Source organism: Pseudomonas sp. 01L34 (genome assembly GCF_056400265.1).
Genome location: NZ_JBFTSX010000009.1, coordinates 187,138 through 202,134, shown reverse-complemented (window position 1 = coordinate 202,134; position 14,997 = coordinate 187,138). Strand labels below are relative to the sequence as shown.

At 58.8% G+C, this 14,997-nt stretch carries 14 protein-coding genes; 10 read left to right on the top strand and 4 right to left on the bottom strand.

Annotated features, from left to right (window positions below):
• Positions 1 to 53: 53 nt before the first annotated feature.
• Complete coding sequence (locus AC1DQM_RS26140; protein WP_064616135.1) at positions 54 to 1,745, bottom strand: lactate permease LctP family transporter; 1,692 nt, start codon at positions 1,743 to 1,745, stop codon at positions 54 to 56.
• 262 nt (positions 1,746 to 2,007) lie between these two features.
• Between AC1DQM_RS26140 and AC1DQM_RS26135 the strand changes: the two genes are divergently transcribed.
• Positions 2,008 to 2,775, top strand: a complete 768-nt coding sequence (locus AC1DQM_RS26135) for an FCD domain-containing protein (protein ID WP_064616136.1) — start codon at positions 2,008 to 2,010, stop codon at positions 2,773 to 2,775.
• A 138-nt stretch (positions 2,776 to 2,913) separates the two neighbouring features.
• Here AC1DQM_RS26135 and smpB read toward each other — a convergent pair whose 3' ends face one another.
• Complete coding sequence (gene smpB / locus AC1DQM_RS26130; RefSeq protein WP_018929470.1) at positions 2,914 to 3,396, bottom strand: SsrA-binding protein SmpB; 483 nt, start codon at positions 3,394 to 3,396, stop codon at positions 2,914 to 2,916.
• 118 nt (positions 3,397 to 3,514) lie between these two features.
• Here smpB and AC1DQM_RS26125 point away from each other — a divergent pair, with 118 nt between their 5' ends.
• From AC1DQM_RS26125 to AC1DQM_RS26115, 3 genes are read left to right on the top strand one after another with little or no spacing between them, the layout of a single operon-like run.
• Positions 3,515 to 4,918, top strand: a complete 1,404-nt coding sequence (locus tag AC1DQM_RS26125; protein WP_026286670.1) for a sodium-dependent transporter — start codon at positions 3,515 to 3,517, stop codon at positions 4,916 to 4,918.
• A gap of 7 nt (positions 4,919 to 4,925) precedes the next feature.
• Positions 4,926 to 5,360, top strand: coding sequence for a type II toxin-antitoxin system RatA family toxin (locus AC1DQM_RS26120; protein ID WP_007933502.1), 435 nt, complete (start codon positions 4,926 to 4,928; stop codon positions 5,358 to 5,360).
• Positions 5,353 to 5,667, top strand: a complete 315-nt coding sequence (locus AC1DQM_RS26115; protein WP_192379669.1) for an RnfH family protein — start codon at positions 5,353 to 5,355, stop codon at positions 5,665 to 5,667. Before AC1DQM_RS26120 ends, AC1DQM_RS26115 begins: the two co-directional genes overlap by 8 nt.
• A 61-nt stretch (positions 5,668 to 5,728) precedes the next feature.
• On the opposite strand, the gene AC1DQM_RS26110 is transcribed toward AC1DQM_RS26115, so the two are convergent.
• Positions 5,729 to 6,256: an outer membrane protein assembly factor BamE gene (locus tag AC1DQM_RS26110; protein WP_018929473.1), complete on the bottom strand. Its 528-nt coding sequence runs from the start codon at positions 6,254 to 6,256 to the stop codon at positions 5,729 to 5,731.
• Positions 6,257 to 6,353: 97 nt separating this feature from the next.
• On the opposite strand from AC1DQM_RS26110, the gene fur reads away from it, so the two are divergent.
• A complete protein-coding gene (fur, locus tag AC1DQM_RS26105; protein ID WP_003197684.1) occupies positions 6,354 to 6,758 on the top strand; it encodes a ferric iron uptake transcriptional regulator in 405 nt (134 codons plus the stop codon).
• A gap of 75 nt (positions 6,759 to 6,833) precedes the next feature.
• Here the strand turns inward: fur and recN are convergent, their stop codons facing one another.
• Complete coding sequence (gene recN / locus AC1DQM_RS26100; protein ID WP_477747052.1) at positions 6,834 to 8,507, bottom strand: DNA repair protein RecN; 1,674 nt, start codon at positions 8,505 to 8,507, stop codon at positions 6,834 to 6,836.
• A 241-nt stretch (positions 8,508 to 8,748) separates the two neighbouring features.
• On the opposite strand from recN, the gene grpE reads away from it, so the two are divergent.
• From grpE to carA, 5 genes are all read left to right on the top strand, one after another.
• The gene (gene grpE / locus AC1DQM_RS26095) at positions 8,749 to 9,315 is read left to right on the top strand and encodes a nucleotide exchange factor GrpE (RefSeq protein ID WP_064616139.1); all 567 of its coding nucleotides are present in this window, start codon (positions 8,749 to 8,751) and stop codon (positions 9,313 to 9,315) included.
• Positions 9,316 to 9,417: 102 nt separating this feature from the next.
• Positions 9,418 to 11,334, top strand: a complete 1,917-nt coding sequence (gene dnaK / locus AC1DQM_RS26090; RefSeq protein ID WP_018929476.1) for a molecular chaperone DnaK — start codon at positions 9,418 to 9,420, stop codon at positions 11,332 to 11,334.
• 297 nt (positions 11,335 to 11,631) lie between these two features.
• Positions 11,632 to 12,756 carry a molecular chaperone DnaJ gene (dnaJ, locus tag AC1DQM_RS26085; RefSeq protein WP_018929477.1) on the top strand — a complete coding sequence of 375 codons (1,125 nt, stop codon included), beginning with the start codon at positions 11,632 to 11,634 and terminating at the stop codon, positions 12,754 to 12,756.
• Positions 12,757 to 12,765: 9 nt separating this feature from the next.
• Positions 12,766 to 13,572 carry a 4-hydroxy-tetrahydrodipicolinate reductase gene (gene dapB / locus AC1DQM_RS26080; protein WP_026286671.1) on the top strand — a complete coding sequence of 269 codons (807 nt, stop codon included), beginning with the start codon at positions 12,766 to 12,768 and terminating at the stop codon, positions 13,570 to 13,572.
• Positions 13,573 to 13,831: 259 nt separating this feature from the next.
• The gene (gene carA, locus AC1DQM_RS26075) at positions 13,832 to 14,968 is read left to right on the top strand and encodes a glutamine-hydrolyzing carbamoyl-phosphate synthase small subunit (RefSeq protein ID WP_018929479.1); all 1,137 of its coding nucleotides are present in this window, start codon (positions 13,832 to 13,834) and stop codon (positions 14,966 to 14,968) included.
• Positions 14,969 to 14,997: the final 29 nt, after the last annotated feature.

Below are 14,997 nucleotides of genomic sequence, written 5' to 3'. Positions count from 1 at the left end.
CTGACGCCGGGGGCGTAACCCAGCGTCGTTTTTTTCCGTGTGGCGTGTAGTGCTTAGTGCACCAGCATGCCGGTGAACCAGTAAGCCTGAGCCAAGGTGATCAGGCCGACGATCGTTGCAAAGAATAGGCTGTGCTTGAGGGTGAAGCGGAACAGATCCGATTCTTTGCCCACCAGCCCGGTCGCGGCGCAGGCCACGGCGATCGATTGCGGCGAGATCATTTTGCCGGTCACCCCGCCGCTGGTGTTCGCCGCCACCAACAGGGTGTCGTTGACGCCGATCTGGTGCGCGGTGGTCGCTTGCAGCGAACTGAACAGCGCATTGGATGAGGTATCGGAGCCGGTCAGGAACACGCCGAGCCAGCCGAGGAATGGCGAGAAGAATGGGAACGCCGCACCGGTGGCAGCCAATACCAGAGCCATGGTCGACGACATGCCCGAGTAGTTGGTGACGAAGGCGAAGGCCAGCACCATGCCGATGGACAAAATCGGCCAGCGCAGTTCGTAGAACGTCTCTTTTAAAGTGGTCAGACCAGTTTTAATGTTGACCTTGAGCACCAGCATCGAGATCAGTGCGGAGAAGAAAATCGCCGTGCCGGTCGCGGAAACCGGATCGAGTTTGAACACTGCCGGAATCGCTGTCGGGTTGGTTACGATCGGCGCGACCTTGATCACCATTTGATCCAGGTGCGGGATCGCGAAGTTGAACACCCAGCCATACATCGAGCCGCCGGCGGCAAACATCGCCTTGAACGGTTTCAGCGTCCAGATAGTGACCAATACGGTGAGGATCAGGAACGGCGACCAGGCTTTGAAAATTTCTCCCAGGCTGTAGGGCGAAGCCACGGTGGTGCGCGGTTGGCCGAAACCACCGGTGCTGGCCACCACGGAAGCCGAGACTGCGCCGACGATGTGCGCGCCTGCAGCGCGTTTTGGCTGCCAGATTTTCAGGAACAGCGTCAGGGAAATCAGGCTGACCAGCGCCGAGGTGATGTCCGGCAGTTCCGGGCCAATGAAGTTCGAGGTGAAGTATTGGGTGATGGCAAAACTCAAGCCGGCCACCAGCGCAGCTGGCCAGGTTTCCCGAACGCCGCGCAGGCCGTCCATCATGAACACCAGCCAGAACGGCACGAACAGCGACAGCAACGGCAGTTGGCGACCGGTCATGGCGCCGATCTTGAAGGCGTCGATGCCGGTGACTTGCCCGGCGACGATGATCGGAATCCCCAAGGCGCCGAAGGCCACCGGCGCGGTGTTGGCGATCAGGCACAGGCCGGCGGCGTACAGCGGGTTGAAGCCCAGCCCTACCAGCAGTGCGGCGGTAATCGCTACCGGTGCGCCGAAACCGGCGGCACCTTCCAGGAACGCGCCGAAGCAGAAGCCGATCAGCAGCACTTGCAGGCGCTGGTCATCGGTAATCGACAGCACCGAGCTGCGGATCACTTCGAACTGGCCACTCTTGACCGTCAGTTTGTAGAGGAACACCGCTGCGACGATGATCCACGCAATCGGCCACAGCCCGTAGGCAAAGCCATATCCAGCGGCGGCGAAAGCCATGTCGACCGGCATCTGGAAAGCGAAGATTGCCACGGCAATGGACAACGCCAGGGTGATGCTGCCGGCCACATGGCCTTTGAGGCGGAACACGGCCAAGGCCAGGAAGAAAAATACGATGGGAATGACGGCCGCGAGTGCGGACACGCCGAGACTGCCGAGCGGGCTGTAGAGCTGTTGCCAGGTTTGCATATGGGGTGGCCCCTAATTGTTGTTGGTCAGGCACTGGTCAGCGTTCTTGGATAATTGGTAAGACCAATTTACAATCGCTGTTGGCTAGGGTAAAAGCCTTGGAGGCGGTGTGTCAATTTGCCGCCCTAAAACTTTTGTCGAATGAGCGGTGCAGAACGGATCTGATCTGTTCGATCAAGCGTCGTCTGGTAGGTGCTGGCGCAGCGCCGATAGGCCAGAATAGAGAGCCCGGCGAGCCGCCGGGATCGTGGAGAATTGAGTGATGGGGTTTGATCAGATTCGGCAACGCCGTTTGTCTGACGATATTGTCGAGCAACTCGAGGGGATGATTCTCGAGGGCACCTTGAAGGCTGGCGAACGCCTGCCGGCAGAGCGTGCGTTGGCCGAGCAGTTCGGCGTGTCACGACCTTCGTTGCGTGAGGCGATTCAGAAACTGGTGGCCAAAGGGCTGCTGGTCAGTCGTCAGGGCGGCGGCAACTATGTGGTGGAATCCCTGGGCTCGACGTTCAGCGATCCATTGCTGCACCTGCTGGAGAGCAACCCCGAGGCCCAGCGCGATTTGCTGGAGTTTCGCCATACCCTGGAAGCGTCCTGCGCTTACTACGCGGCACTGCGCGCCACCGAGGTGGATCGTGAGCGGCTGACGGCGGCGTTTGACGAATTGCAGGACTGCTATTCGCGCCACGATGAAGTGAGTCGGGCGGAAGAGGGCGCGGCGGATGCGAATTTCCACTTGGCGATCGCCGAGGCCAGCCATAACGCAGTGTTGCTGCACACCATTCGCGGGCTGTTTGACCTGCTCAAGCGCAACGTGGTGACCAACATTGGCGGCATGTACAAACAGCGCGTCGAAACCCGTGACATGCTGATTGCGCAGCACCGGGAGTTGTACCAGGCGATTATTGAGGGGCGGGCGGAAGAGGCACGAGAAGTGTCCAGTCGGCACATTTTGTATGTGCAGGAAGTGCTGGAAGAGGTGCGTCAGGAAGTGCAGCGCATGGCTCGGGCGGAGCGACGCAAGGGGATGTAGTGTGTGGCGAGGGAGCTTGCTCCCGCTGGGGCGCGAAGCGGCCCCCCGGCCAGCATTGTGGGCAGATTGTTTACGACTGCTTCGCAGCCGAGCGGGAGCAAGCTCCCTCGCCACAAAAGCCGCGATCAGGCAGGAAAATTAATCTTCCTTGCCCTTGTTCCGCACCGCACGCTGCAATTCACGGCCGGCATCGCGTTCGCGTTCGGTATCACGCTTGTCGTATTCCTTCTTGCCCTTGCCCAGAGCGATCTCGCACTTGACCATGTGCTTGCTCCAGTACCAGGACAGGCATACGCAGGCGTAACCTTTTTGCTGCACGGCAGCGGCCAGCTTCTCCAGCTCGCGCCGATTGAGCAGCAATTTTCGGGTGCGGGTCGGATCAGCGATAACGTGGGTGCTGGCCGTCGTCAGAGGCGTAATGTGGCTGCCGAGCAGCCAGGCTTCGCCATCTTTGAGCAGTACGTAACTGTCAACCAGTTGCAGCTTGCTTGCCCGCAGACTTTTTACTTCCCAGCCGGCCAGGACCAGACCAGCCTCGAACCGATGTTCGATGAAGTAATCGTGTCGCGCCTTTTTATTTTGCGCGATGGTCCCTGTTGGGTGTTTCTTCTGTTTAGCCATAGGGGCGGCATTATAGGGAGTTGCGCGCGAGTCGGCTACGGTGACGCTACGTGCTTGAGCAGGTTGATTGAATCCCGGACAATGCGGCCTCTTTTTTGAACGCTTGGGCGTGATAACGATGTCGACAGACAAGGTTTCTGTCCACGGCAGTTGGGCTAGCCGCTGGGTCTTCATACTCGCCGCGACCGGTTCGGCCGTGGGTTTGGGGAGTATCTGGAAATTCCCTTATATGGTTGGCGTCTATGGCGGCGGGGCCTTCGTGCTGATGTTCCTGGCCTGCATCGCGCTGATCGGTATGCCCGTCATGCTGGCCGAAACCCTGATCGGCCGGCGCGCGCGGCAGAGCCCGGCCAATGCCTTGAAGGTCCTGGCGCTGGAAGCGGGGCATTCGGCGAAGTGGTCCTGGGGCGCCTTTGCCGGGATGATCACGGCGTTGCTGATTCTGTCTTTCTATAGTGTGGTTGGCGGTTGGTCGCTGGATTACATCATCGACATGGGCCGTGGCGACTTTCGGGGCGTGACGGCTGATCAGGTCGGCGCATACTTCGGTAATGTGATCGCTGACCCATGGCGCCTGACACTTTGGCACACGATTTTCATGCTGTTGTCGGCAGTGGTGATCGCCAAGGGTGTGGTCGCCGGGCTGGAGCGCAGCCTGCGGATCATGATGCCGTTGCTGTTCGTGATGGTGATTGTCCTGCTGGGTTACAGCATGACCACCGGCCACTTCATGGAGGGCGTGCATTTCATGTTCGACTTCCATCCGGACAAGGTGCTTGATGGCTTGTTGCCGGCCATGGGGCACGCGTTCTTCTCCCTGAGCGTGGGTGTCGGCTCGATCATGATCTACGGCGCCTACATGCCGAAGCACTCGTCGATTTCCGGAACCGTCGTCGGTGTGGCGTTGCTCGACACCTTCGTTTCGCTGTTGGCCGGTCTGGCATTGTTTCCGATTGTGTTCGCTGCCGGCCTGAACCCGAGCGAAGGCCCAGGCCTGATGTTCGTCAGCCTGCCATTCGCCTTCGGTAACGTAGCGTTCGGCCAGTTGATGGGCGTAGTGTTCTTCGTACTGGTGGCGATTGCGGCCTGGAGTTCGGCGATTTCCCTGCTCGAACCGATGGTGGCTTACCTGGTTGAGCGCACGAAAATCAGCCGCGCCTGGGTCACCTTCTGGCTGGCATTCACCTGCTGGTTCGTCGGCCTGGGTACCGTGTTTTCTTTCAATATCTGGAAGGAAGCCAAGTTTTTCGTGAACGAAGGCGGGATGTTCCATCTCTACCAATGGGGGGCGGCCGGAGGCCTGGACTTCTTTGGTGTGATCGACTTCTTCACCTCGCGGATCATGCTGCCACTCGGTGGTTTGTGTTTCGTGGTGTTTGCGGGCTGGGTGATGGGGCGTGAAGCGGTGCGCGACGAGTTGTCGATCCGCAGCCCAGTACTGTTCGCCCTGTCCCTGTTTTTGATGCGCTATGTGGCGCCCATCGGCATTCTTGTAGTGTTTGCCGCACAGCTGTGGAAGTAACGCTGACATGACGACACACATTCAACGTTCGGCCCTGCTGCCGTATCCGGCGCAAGCGCTTTACGACCTGGTCAACGACGTGGCCCGCTATCCGGAATTCCTGCCGTGGTGCTCATCGACCGAAATTCTGGAAAGCTCTCCCGAGTTCATGCGCGCCAGCGTCGGTGTGGCCAAGGGTGGGCTTAGTCAGCATTTCGTAACGCGTAATACCCTGGTGCCCGGGCGTTCGATCGAAATGAACCTCGAGGAAGGTCCGTTCAGCCAGTTGCACGGCGTCTGGGTGTTCAAACCGTTGGGCGAGAAGGCCTGCAAGATCAGTCTGGACCTGTCGTTCGACTACTCGGGGCCGCTGGTGCGTGCGACGTTGGGGCCTTTGTTTAATCAGGCGGCGAATACGTTGATGGACGCGTTCTGCCAGCGCGCGAAGCAAATGCATGGTTGAGGCCGTGATCAAGGTCGAGGTGGTGTATGCCGCCGTTGATCGTCAGGTGCTGCTGAGCGTGACGGTGCCGGTGGGCGCGACGGTGCGGGATGCGTTGTTCAAATCGGGCCTGAATGACGAATTCCCGGAGCTGGATCTGGGCAGTTGTCCGGTCGGGATCTTTGGCAAAGTGATCGCTGATCCGGTCATTCGCCAGGTTCAGGAAGGGGATCGCATCGAGGTTTACCGGCCGTTGCTCGCCGATCCGAAAGAAGTTCGGCGGTTGCGTGCAGCCAAGGCGGCCGAGGCCAAAGCCCGGAATCAGTGATTCGATTAAACGCCAGACAATAAAAACCCCGGACATGCCGGGGTTTTTATTGCGTCGCAAATTATTGCGGAGAGGTTTCCAGCGGTTCTGGAGTCGGGACCGGGACAGTTTCTACGTTGTCCACGTCCTTCTGGATCTGGTCCAGCAGCGAGCCTGGCTTGACCGGTTTTTCTGGCTTCGGCTTCTCGGCGTTTCCTGCCGGCGCGGTCACGGTAGTGCCGCTGTCCTTGCCGAGAATGGCCTCGTCGCGGCTCACGCCTGGCATGAAATCGCCAGAGAGGCTGACAAGTTGGTCATTTGGGTTGAAGATAACGCTAATGCGTTCCTGTTGGCGTTCACCGCCACCGGGTTGCAGGCTATACAGGTAATCCCAGCGATCGGCATGGAACGTGTCGGTCAACAGAGGGTTGCCCATGATAAACCGTACTTGCCGACGGGTCATTCCCGGGCGCAACTGGTCTATCATGTCCTGCGTGACGACATTGCCCTGCTGGATGTCGATTTTGTAAACCCCGGGGAATGAACAACCGGCGAGTGCGAGCAGTCCCACAAAGGTGAAACTGGTTAGCAAGAGCTTGGTGTTTTGCATCGGTGGGCGACTTCCACTATCTTGGCTGGGACAACGTAAACGCCGATCATACCCGCATTAAGAGAAGCTGCGAAGCAGCATCGCGAGAAAGCTGACCATGGTTGAAAATAGCGAACTACGCAAAGCCGGCCTCAAAGTGACCCTTCCACGGGTCAAAATTCTGCAAATGCTCGATTCCGCCGAGCAACGCCACATGAGTGCCGAGGACGTCTACAAAGCACTGATGGAGGCTGGTGAGGACGTCGGTCTGGCCACGGTTTACCGTGTTCTGACCCAGTTCGAGGCAGCTGGCCTTGTGGTGCGGCACAACTTCGACGGAGGCCATGCGGTCTTCGAACTGGACGACGGCAAGCATCACGACCATATGGTCAACGTCGAGACCAGTGAAGTGATCGAATTCTTCGACGAAGAAATCGAGCGGCTGCAGAAAGCAATCGTCGACAAGTATGGCTTCGAGATGGTCGATCACAATCTTGTACTGTACGTGCGCAAGAAAAAGTAAGCATGTCGCGCGAACTTCAGGTTCGCGAAACGAACGAAGGCGACCTCAGGGTCGCCTTCGTGCTTTCTATCCTTCTTAGATTTTCGCGGTAACAACCATTTTCTTCGCGTGAGCCAGGGACTCCTTGGTGAGGTCGATGCCGCCGAGCATCCGTGCCACTTCTTCGACACGATCATTCTTGCTCAGCTTGGAGACGGCCGTGCGCGTGGCATCTTCACCGCGGACCTTGTGCACAAATAGATGTTGATGCCCCTGCGCCGCCACTTGCGGCAAGTGCGTCACGGTCAGAACCTGTCCGCGTTCCCCGAGGCGTCGCAGCAACTGGCCGACAATCTCGGCGGTCGGGCCGCCAATACCTACGTCCACTTCGTCGAACACCAGCGTCGGTACGCGGGAGGTCTGTGCGGTGATCACCTGAATCGCCAGGCTTATACGCGACAGCTCGCCCCCCGATGCCACTTTTGCCAGGGCTTTCAGCGGTTGCCCTGGGTTGGCGCTCACCAGCAGTTCCACTTGTTCTAGCCCGTTGGGCAGCAGTTCATCGCTGCTGTTGGGGCGCAGTTCGATGGTGAAGCGGCCGCCGGGCATGCCCAGGCGCTGGATTTCCTGCTCCACGGCGCTGGCCAGGCTGCTCGATGCTTGATGGCGCAGGTCGCTCAATTCCCGAGCCTTCTCCTGATAATGACGGGCGTAGGAGGCCAGCTCATCGCCCAGGCGTTCGATGGATTCATCGTTGGCATTCAGGGTTTCGATTTCGTCGAGTAGCTTCTGTTGCATCTCGGCGACCTCGGTCGGCTGGATGCGGTGTTTGCGAGCCAGGGTGTAGATCGCATCGAGGCGCTCTTCCAGGTATTGAAGGCGTGCCGGGTCTGCGTCGAAATTGTCGAGAAAACGGTTCAATTCGCCCACCGCTTCTTCAACCTGAATCTGCGCGCTGGTCAGCAGGTTGCTGGCTTCACCCAGGGCGCCGATCGAATTGTTCACGCTCGATAGGCGATTGAGGCTGGCGGTCAGTGCGTTCAATACATTGCCGGAATCACTTTCACTGCATTGTTCGACCACTTGCCGACAAATGCCCAGCAGGGTTTCGGCGTTGGTCAGGTTCTTGTGTTCCTGCTCCAGTTGCTCCAGCTCGCTTTCGCCGAGGCCGAGGTTTTCCAGTTCTTCGAGTTGATAGCTGAGCAACTGATGACGAGCGCGCTGTTCGTCGCCGGAGTTGGAGAGGCGTTCCAGCTCCTGACGGGTCTGGCGCCAGCGTTGGGCGGCCAGTTGCACCTGACGGGCAAGGTCCGTGGCGCCGGCGTACTCGTCGAGCAGGCGGCGATGGGTATCGGTTTTGAGCAGGGATTGGTGTTCGTGCTGGCTGTGGATATCGATCAGCAACTCGCCCAGGGCCTTCAGGTCGCCGAGAGGGCAGGGGGTGCCATTGATATAGCCGCGCGAACGCCCTTCAGCAGTGATCACGCGGCGCAGAATGCACGGGCCGTCGTTCTCGAGGTCGCGTTCGGCCAGCCAGGCGCTGGCTTCAGGGATGTCGATCAGGTCGAAGGTGGCCAGGATGTCGGCCTTGTCGGCCCCCGGGCGGACTACGCCGCTGTCGGCGCGATCGCCCAGGGTCAGGCCGAGGGCGTCGAGCATGATCGACTTGCCGGCGCCGGTTTCTCCTGTGATCACGCTCATCCCGCGATCGAGTTCGAGATCGAGATGTTCAACGATGGCGTAGTTGTGTACGGACAGGTGCACCAGCATGAAGGCCGCTCCCAGGCTTTAGGTCTGGTTATTTATACAGTGTTTTGTTTCTGGCTGACAATGCCCCCGCTTAGGTCGATTTGCTTGATTGAAAGAAATCCTTAGCGCGCCTGGGAATGACAAAGCAGTTGTTTTTTGTAGGGTTAATCATCGGATAGCCCTTGAAGCTGAATTTTGCGACCCCATATACCGGGGCAGAAGCGTGAGTTGAGCTCGCGGACGATATTGGAAGGAGAAATCTATGGCTGACGAACAGACAGTGGATACGCAAAATCTAGACGCCAACCAGACCCCCGAGGCTTCGGGTGAAGACCTGGCGGCTCGTGTACAAGTGCTCGAAGAGCAATTGGCTGGTGCGCAGGATCAGGCTTTGCGTGTAGCCGCCGATCTGCAGAACGTCCGCCGTCGTGCCGATCAGGACGTTGAAAAGGCTCACAAGTTCGCCCTGGAAAAATTCGCAGGCGACCTGCTGCCGATCATTGACAGCCTGGAGCGCGGCCTGGAGCTGTCCAACCCTGACGACGAAAACATTCGTTCGATGCGCGAAGGGATCGAGCTGACCCTGAAAATGTTCCAGGACACCCTGAAGCGCTATCACCTGGAAGCCATCGATCCTGAAGGCGAACCTTTCAATGCCTCGCATCATCAGGCGATGGCCATGCAGGAAAGCGCCGACGTCGAGCCAAACAGCGTGCTCAAGGTGTTTCAGAAGGGCTATCAGCTCCACGGTCGCCTGCTGCGCCCGGCCATGGTCGTGGTCAGCAAGGCACCTGCACCGGTTTCGCCTTCGATTGACGAGCAGGCTTGAAATTAGCCGCAAGGCCCCCATTTAGAAGTCAAGCGTTTAAGTGCTACCGCAGTCAGCCACCACTACTGCGGCATCCAAATCCAAAGTTTCGGGAGAGTGAACATGGGCAAAATTATCGGTATCGACCTGGGGACTACCAACTCCTGCGTCTCCGTGCTGGAAAACGGCAAGGCCAAAGTTATTGAAAACGCTGAAGGCGCGCGTACCACGCCGTCGATCATCGCTTATGCCAACGATGGCGAAATCCTGGTTGGCCAGTCGGCCAAGCGTCAGGCAGTGACCAATCCGCATAACACCCTGTACGCGGTGAAGCGTCTGATCGGTCGTCGTTTCGACGAAGAAGTCGTACAGAAAGACATCCAGATGGTCCCTTACAAGATCGTCAAGGCTGACAACAGCGACGCCTGGGTTGAAGTGAACGGCCAGAAAATGGCACCGCCACAAATCTCGGCTGAAATTCTGAAGAAAATGAAGAAGACCGCCGAAGACTACCTCGGCGAGCCTGTGACCGAAGCGGTGATCACCGTTCCGGCCTACTTCAACGACAGCCAGCGTCAAGCCACCAAAGACGCCGGCCGCATCGCGGGCCTGGACGTAAAACGCATCATCAACGAACCAACCGCAGCCGCACTGGCCTACGGTATGGACAAGGCCAAGGGCGATCACACTGTGATCGTTTACGACTTGGGTGGCGGTACTTTCGACGTTTCCGTTATCGAGATCGCTGAAGTCGATGGCGAGCACCAGTTCGAAGTGTTGGCCACCAACGGCGACACCTTCCTGGGCGGTGAAGACTTTGACATTCGCCTGATCGACTACCTCGTCGACGAATTCAAGAAAGAAAGCGGCATGAACCTCAAGGGTGATCCGCTGGCCATGCAGCGCCTGAAAGAAGCTGCCGAGAAAGCCAAGATCGAACTGTCCTCGAGCCAGTCGACCGACGTGAACCTGCCGTACATCACTGCAGACGCTACCGGTCCTAAGCACTTGAACGTGAAAATCTCCCGCGCCAAGCTCGAAGCGCTGGTGGAAGACCTGGTTCAGCGCACCATCGAACCTTGCCGCATCGCGATGAAAGACGCCGGTATCGATGTCAGCAAGATCGACGACGTGATTCTGGTCGGCGGTCAGACCCGTATGCCAATGGTGCAGAAAGCTGTTTCCGACTTCTTCGGTAAAGAAGCTCGTAAAGACGTTAACCCGGACGAAGCTGTTGCCATGGGTGCTGCGATCCAGGGCGCTGTATTGGCCGGCGACGTGAAAGACGTTCTGCTGCTCGACGTCAGCCCGCTGACCCTGGGTATCGAAACCATGGGTGGCGTGATGACTGCGCTGATCGAGAAAAACACCACGATTCCTACCAAGAAATCGCAAGTGTTCTCGACTGCTGACGACAACCAGAGCGCCGTGACCATTCACGTGCTGCAAGGTGAGCGTAAGCAAGCCGCACAGAACAAGTCCCTGGGCAAGTTCGACCTGGCCGAGATTCCACCGGCTCCACGTGGTGTGCCACAAATCGAAGTGACCTTCGACATCGACGCCAACGGCATTCTGCACGTAGGCGCCAAAGACAAGGCTACCGGCAAGACTCAGTCGATCGTGATCAAGGCCAACTCCGGTCTGTCCGAGGACGAAATTCAGCAGATGGTTCGCGACGCTGAACTGAATGCCGAGGAAGACCGCAAGTTCGAAGAGCTGGCGAGCGCTCGTAACCAGGGCGACGCACTGGTTCACTCGACTCGCAAAATGGTCGCTGATGCTGGCGACAAGGTGAGCGCTGAAGAGAAGACTGCAATCGAGGCGGCAGTAGTTGCCCTGGAAGCCGCTGTTAAAGGCGACGACAAGGCTGCGATCGAAGCCAAGGTTGAAGAGCTGTCCAAGGTCTCCGCGCCAGTGGCTCAGAAAATGTATGCCGAGCAGGCTCAGCCAGCTGAAGGCGCGGCACCGAAAGGCGAAGCGGCTGAAAAAGCTGACGACGTCGTCGACGCTGAGTTCGAAGAAGTTAAAGACCACAAGTAAGTTGTTGGTCGCCCGGTTGACTGCCTTCAGGCGGTGACTGGTAGGATGTCGCCGCGCGGGAGCTTGCTCCCGCGTTGGCGTGTCTGGAGTTAGCGAATTTTTACAGCATGCGACAACGCTCGCGTGTTGGTGGCATGGCCGGGGATGCTCCTGCTTTCCGCGCCGAAAGTGCTGCATCGAATCAAAGACCAGGATCGTTGAATTGACGTGAGTTGGGTCCGGGCCTGTATTGGGGCTCAACGAGTTTGACGAGGCTCAGGAGAGGTTTGTCGAACGTCCTTAAGAGTGCAAAGACTTATGGCAAAGCGTGACTATTACGAAGTATTGGGTGTTGAGCGTGGCTCAAGCGAAGCAGACCTGAAAAAGGCCTACCGCCGCCTGGCGATGAAGCACCACCCGGACCGTAATCCCGATGACAAAGCGTCGGAAGATATGTTCAAGGAGGCCAACGAGGCCTACGAAGTGCTGTCCGATTCCAGCAAGCGCGCGGCCTATGACCAATACGGTCATGCCGGTGTCGACCCGAGCATGGGTGGCGGCGGTGCCGGTTTTGGTGGCCAGAACTTCTCCGATATCTTTGGCGATGTCTTCAGTGACTTCTTCGGTGGCGGTCGCGGCGGCTCCCGTGGCGGCGCGCAGCGTGGCAGCGACCTGCGTTACACGCTGGAGTTGAACCTGGAAGAAGCGGTGCGCGGCACAACCGTGAATATCCGTGTTCCGACACTGGTCAACTGCAAGCCGTGTGATGGCTCGGGCGCCAAGAAAGGCTCCTCGCCGGTCACCTGCCCGACGTGTGGCGGTATCGGTCAGGTACGCATGCAGCAAGGCTTCTTCTCGGTGCAGCAGACCTGCCCGCGTTGCCATGGCCAGGGCAAGATCATTTCCGATCCGTGCGATTCCTGCCACGGCGAAGGTCGTGTCGAAGAGTACAAGACGCTTTCCGTCAAAGTGCCGGCCGGTGTCGATACCGGTGACCGTATTCGTCTGTCCGGCGAAGGCGAAGCAGGCGCGCAGGGTGGTCCGACCGGCGATCTGTACGTGGTGATCAATGTGCGTGAGCACGCGATCTTCCAGCGTGATGGCAAGCACCTGTTCTGCGAAGTGCCGATCAGCTTCGTCGACGCAGCGTTGGGCGGCGAGCTGGAGATTCCGACCCTTGATGGTCGGGTCAAGCTGAAGATCCCTGAGGGGACTCAGACCGGCAAGCAGTTCCGTGTTCGCGGCAAAGGCGTTGCGCCGGTTCGTGGCGGCGGCGCTGGCGACCTGATGTGTCGTGTGGCGGTCGAAACCCCGGTCAACCTGGGTCGTCGCCAGCGCGAATTGCTGGAAGAGTTCCGCAGCTCCCTGGCGGACGACAACAGTCATTCGCCGAAAACCACTGGTTGGTTCGAAGGCGTGAAGCGCTTCTTCGGCGATTTGTAAGGAGTGAGCATGCGACGTATAGCTGTGATGGGTGCCGCCGGCCGCATGGGCAAGATCCTGGTCGAGGCGGTGCAGCAGCGCGCGCCGCTGACCGGTCTGACCGCCGCCATTGTGCGCCCCGGCAGTACGCTGATTGGCGTGGATGCCGGTGAGCTGGCCTCGTTGGGGCGTATTGGTGTGCCGCTGTCCGGTAGCCTGGATTCGGTGGCTGATGAGTTCGACGTGCTGATCGACTTCACGCTCCCGGAAGTCATGCTGAAAAACCTGGCTTTCTGCCGTAAGGCGGGCAAGGCCATGGTGATCGGCACGACAGGATTGGATGCCGCGCAGAAGCAGTTGCTGGCCGAGGCGGGCAAGGATATTCCTATCGTGTTCGCGGCCAATTTCAGCGTCGGTGTAAACCTGTCGCTGAAGCTGCTCGACATGGCTGCGCGCGTGCTGGGTGATGATGCGGATATCGAGATCATCGAGGCTCACCATCGGCACAAGATCGATGCGCCTTCGGGCACGGCGCTGCGCATGGGTGAAGTAATCGCCAATGCGCTGGATCGTGATCTGCAGAAGGTTGCGGTCTATGGACGTGAAGGTCACACCGGTGCGCGTGAGCGTGAAACGATCGGCTTTGCCACTGTTCGCGGTGGTGATGTGGTCGGTGATCATACGGTGCTGTTCGCCTGCGAGGGCGAGCGACTGGAAATCACGCACAAGGCATCCAGTCGCATGACCTTCGCCAAGGGTGCGGTACGTGCGGCTTTGTGGCTGGACGGTCGTGAGCCAGGCCTCTACGACATGCAAGACGTGCTCGACCTGCGTTAAGATGCAGCCGAAACCGGGTTCAAACATAGCCTTTGAGCCCGGTTTTAAACCGCCAAGCGACGTCCTGTCGCATTCTCCGGCCTTTAGGGCTCATTGGCGGTAGACCAAAAATGCCTTTTTCTGTAAGCTACAGCTTTAGTGTGTCCACTAAAAGCGCGCAGAATAATTCGATGAAGAAGCGGGGTGACGTGTCCATACGTCACTCCGCTTTTTTACAACCTGCGATCGCCCTTTCAGGCTTTATTTACGGGAGGTCTTCTTGACTAAGCCAGCCATACTCGCCCTTGCTGATGGCAGCATTTTTCGCGGCGAAGCCATTGGAGCCGACGGACAAACCGTTGGTGAGGTGGTGTTCAACACCGCAATGACCGGCTATCAGGAAATCCTTACCGATCCTTCCTACGCCCAACAGATCGTTACCCTGACTTACCCGCACATCGGCAACACCGGCACCACGCCGGAAGACGCCGAGTCCGATCGCGTCTGGTCCGCTGGCCTGGTCATCCGTGACCTGCCACTGGTTGCGAGCAACTGGCGCAACACGATGTCTCTGTCCGACTACCTGAAAGCCAATAATGTCGTGGCAATCGCCGGTATCGACACTCGTCGCCTGACACGCATCCTGCGTGAGAAAGGCGCGCAGAACGGCTGCATCATGGCCGGTGACAACATTTCCGAAGAAGCCGCCATTGCCGCTGCCCAGGGCTTCCCTGGCCTCAAAGGCATGGACCTGGCGAAAGTCGTCAGCACCAAAGAGAAGTACGAGTGGCGCTCGACTGTCTGGGACTTGAAGACCGACAGCCACGCGACCATCGACGCTTCCGATCTGCCATACCACGTGGTTGCCTACGACTACGGCGTCAAGCTGAACATCCTGCGCATGCTGGTCGAGCGCGGTTGCCGCGTGACTGTGGTGCCAGCTCAAACGCCGGCGGCTGACGTTCTGGCTCTGAAACCGGACGGCGTGTTCCTGTCAAACGGCCCAGGTGACCCTGAGCCATGCGACTACGCGATCCAGGCCATTAAAGACGTGCTGGAAACCGAGATCCCGGTATTCGGTATCTGCCTCGGCCACCAACTGCTGGCTCTGGCCTCCGGCGCCAAGACCCTGAAAATGGGCCACGGCCACCACGGTGCAAACCACCCGGTTCAGGATCTGGACAGCGGTGTGGTGATGATCACCAGCCAGAACCACGGTTTTGCGGTAGACGAAGCGACCCTGCCAGGCAACGTTCGGGCGATCCACAAATCGCTGTTCGACGGCACCCTGCAAGGTATCGAACGTACCGACAAGAGCGCCTTCAGCTTCCAGGGTCACCCTGAAGCCAGCCCTGGCCCGAACGACGTAGCGCCACTGTTTGATCGCTTCATCAACGAAATGGCCAAGCGACGCTAATCGCTCGCCCTGATGTAGCGAAGCCTGGG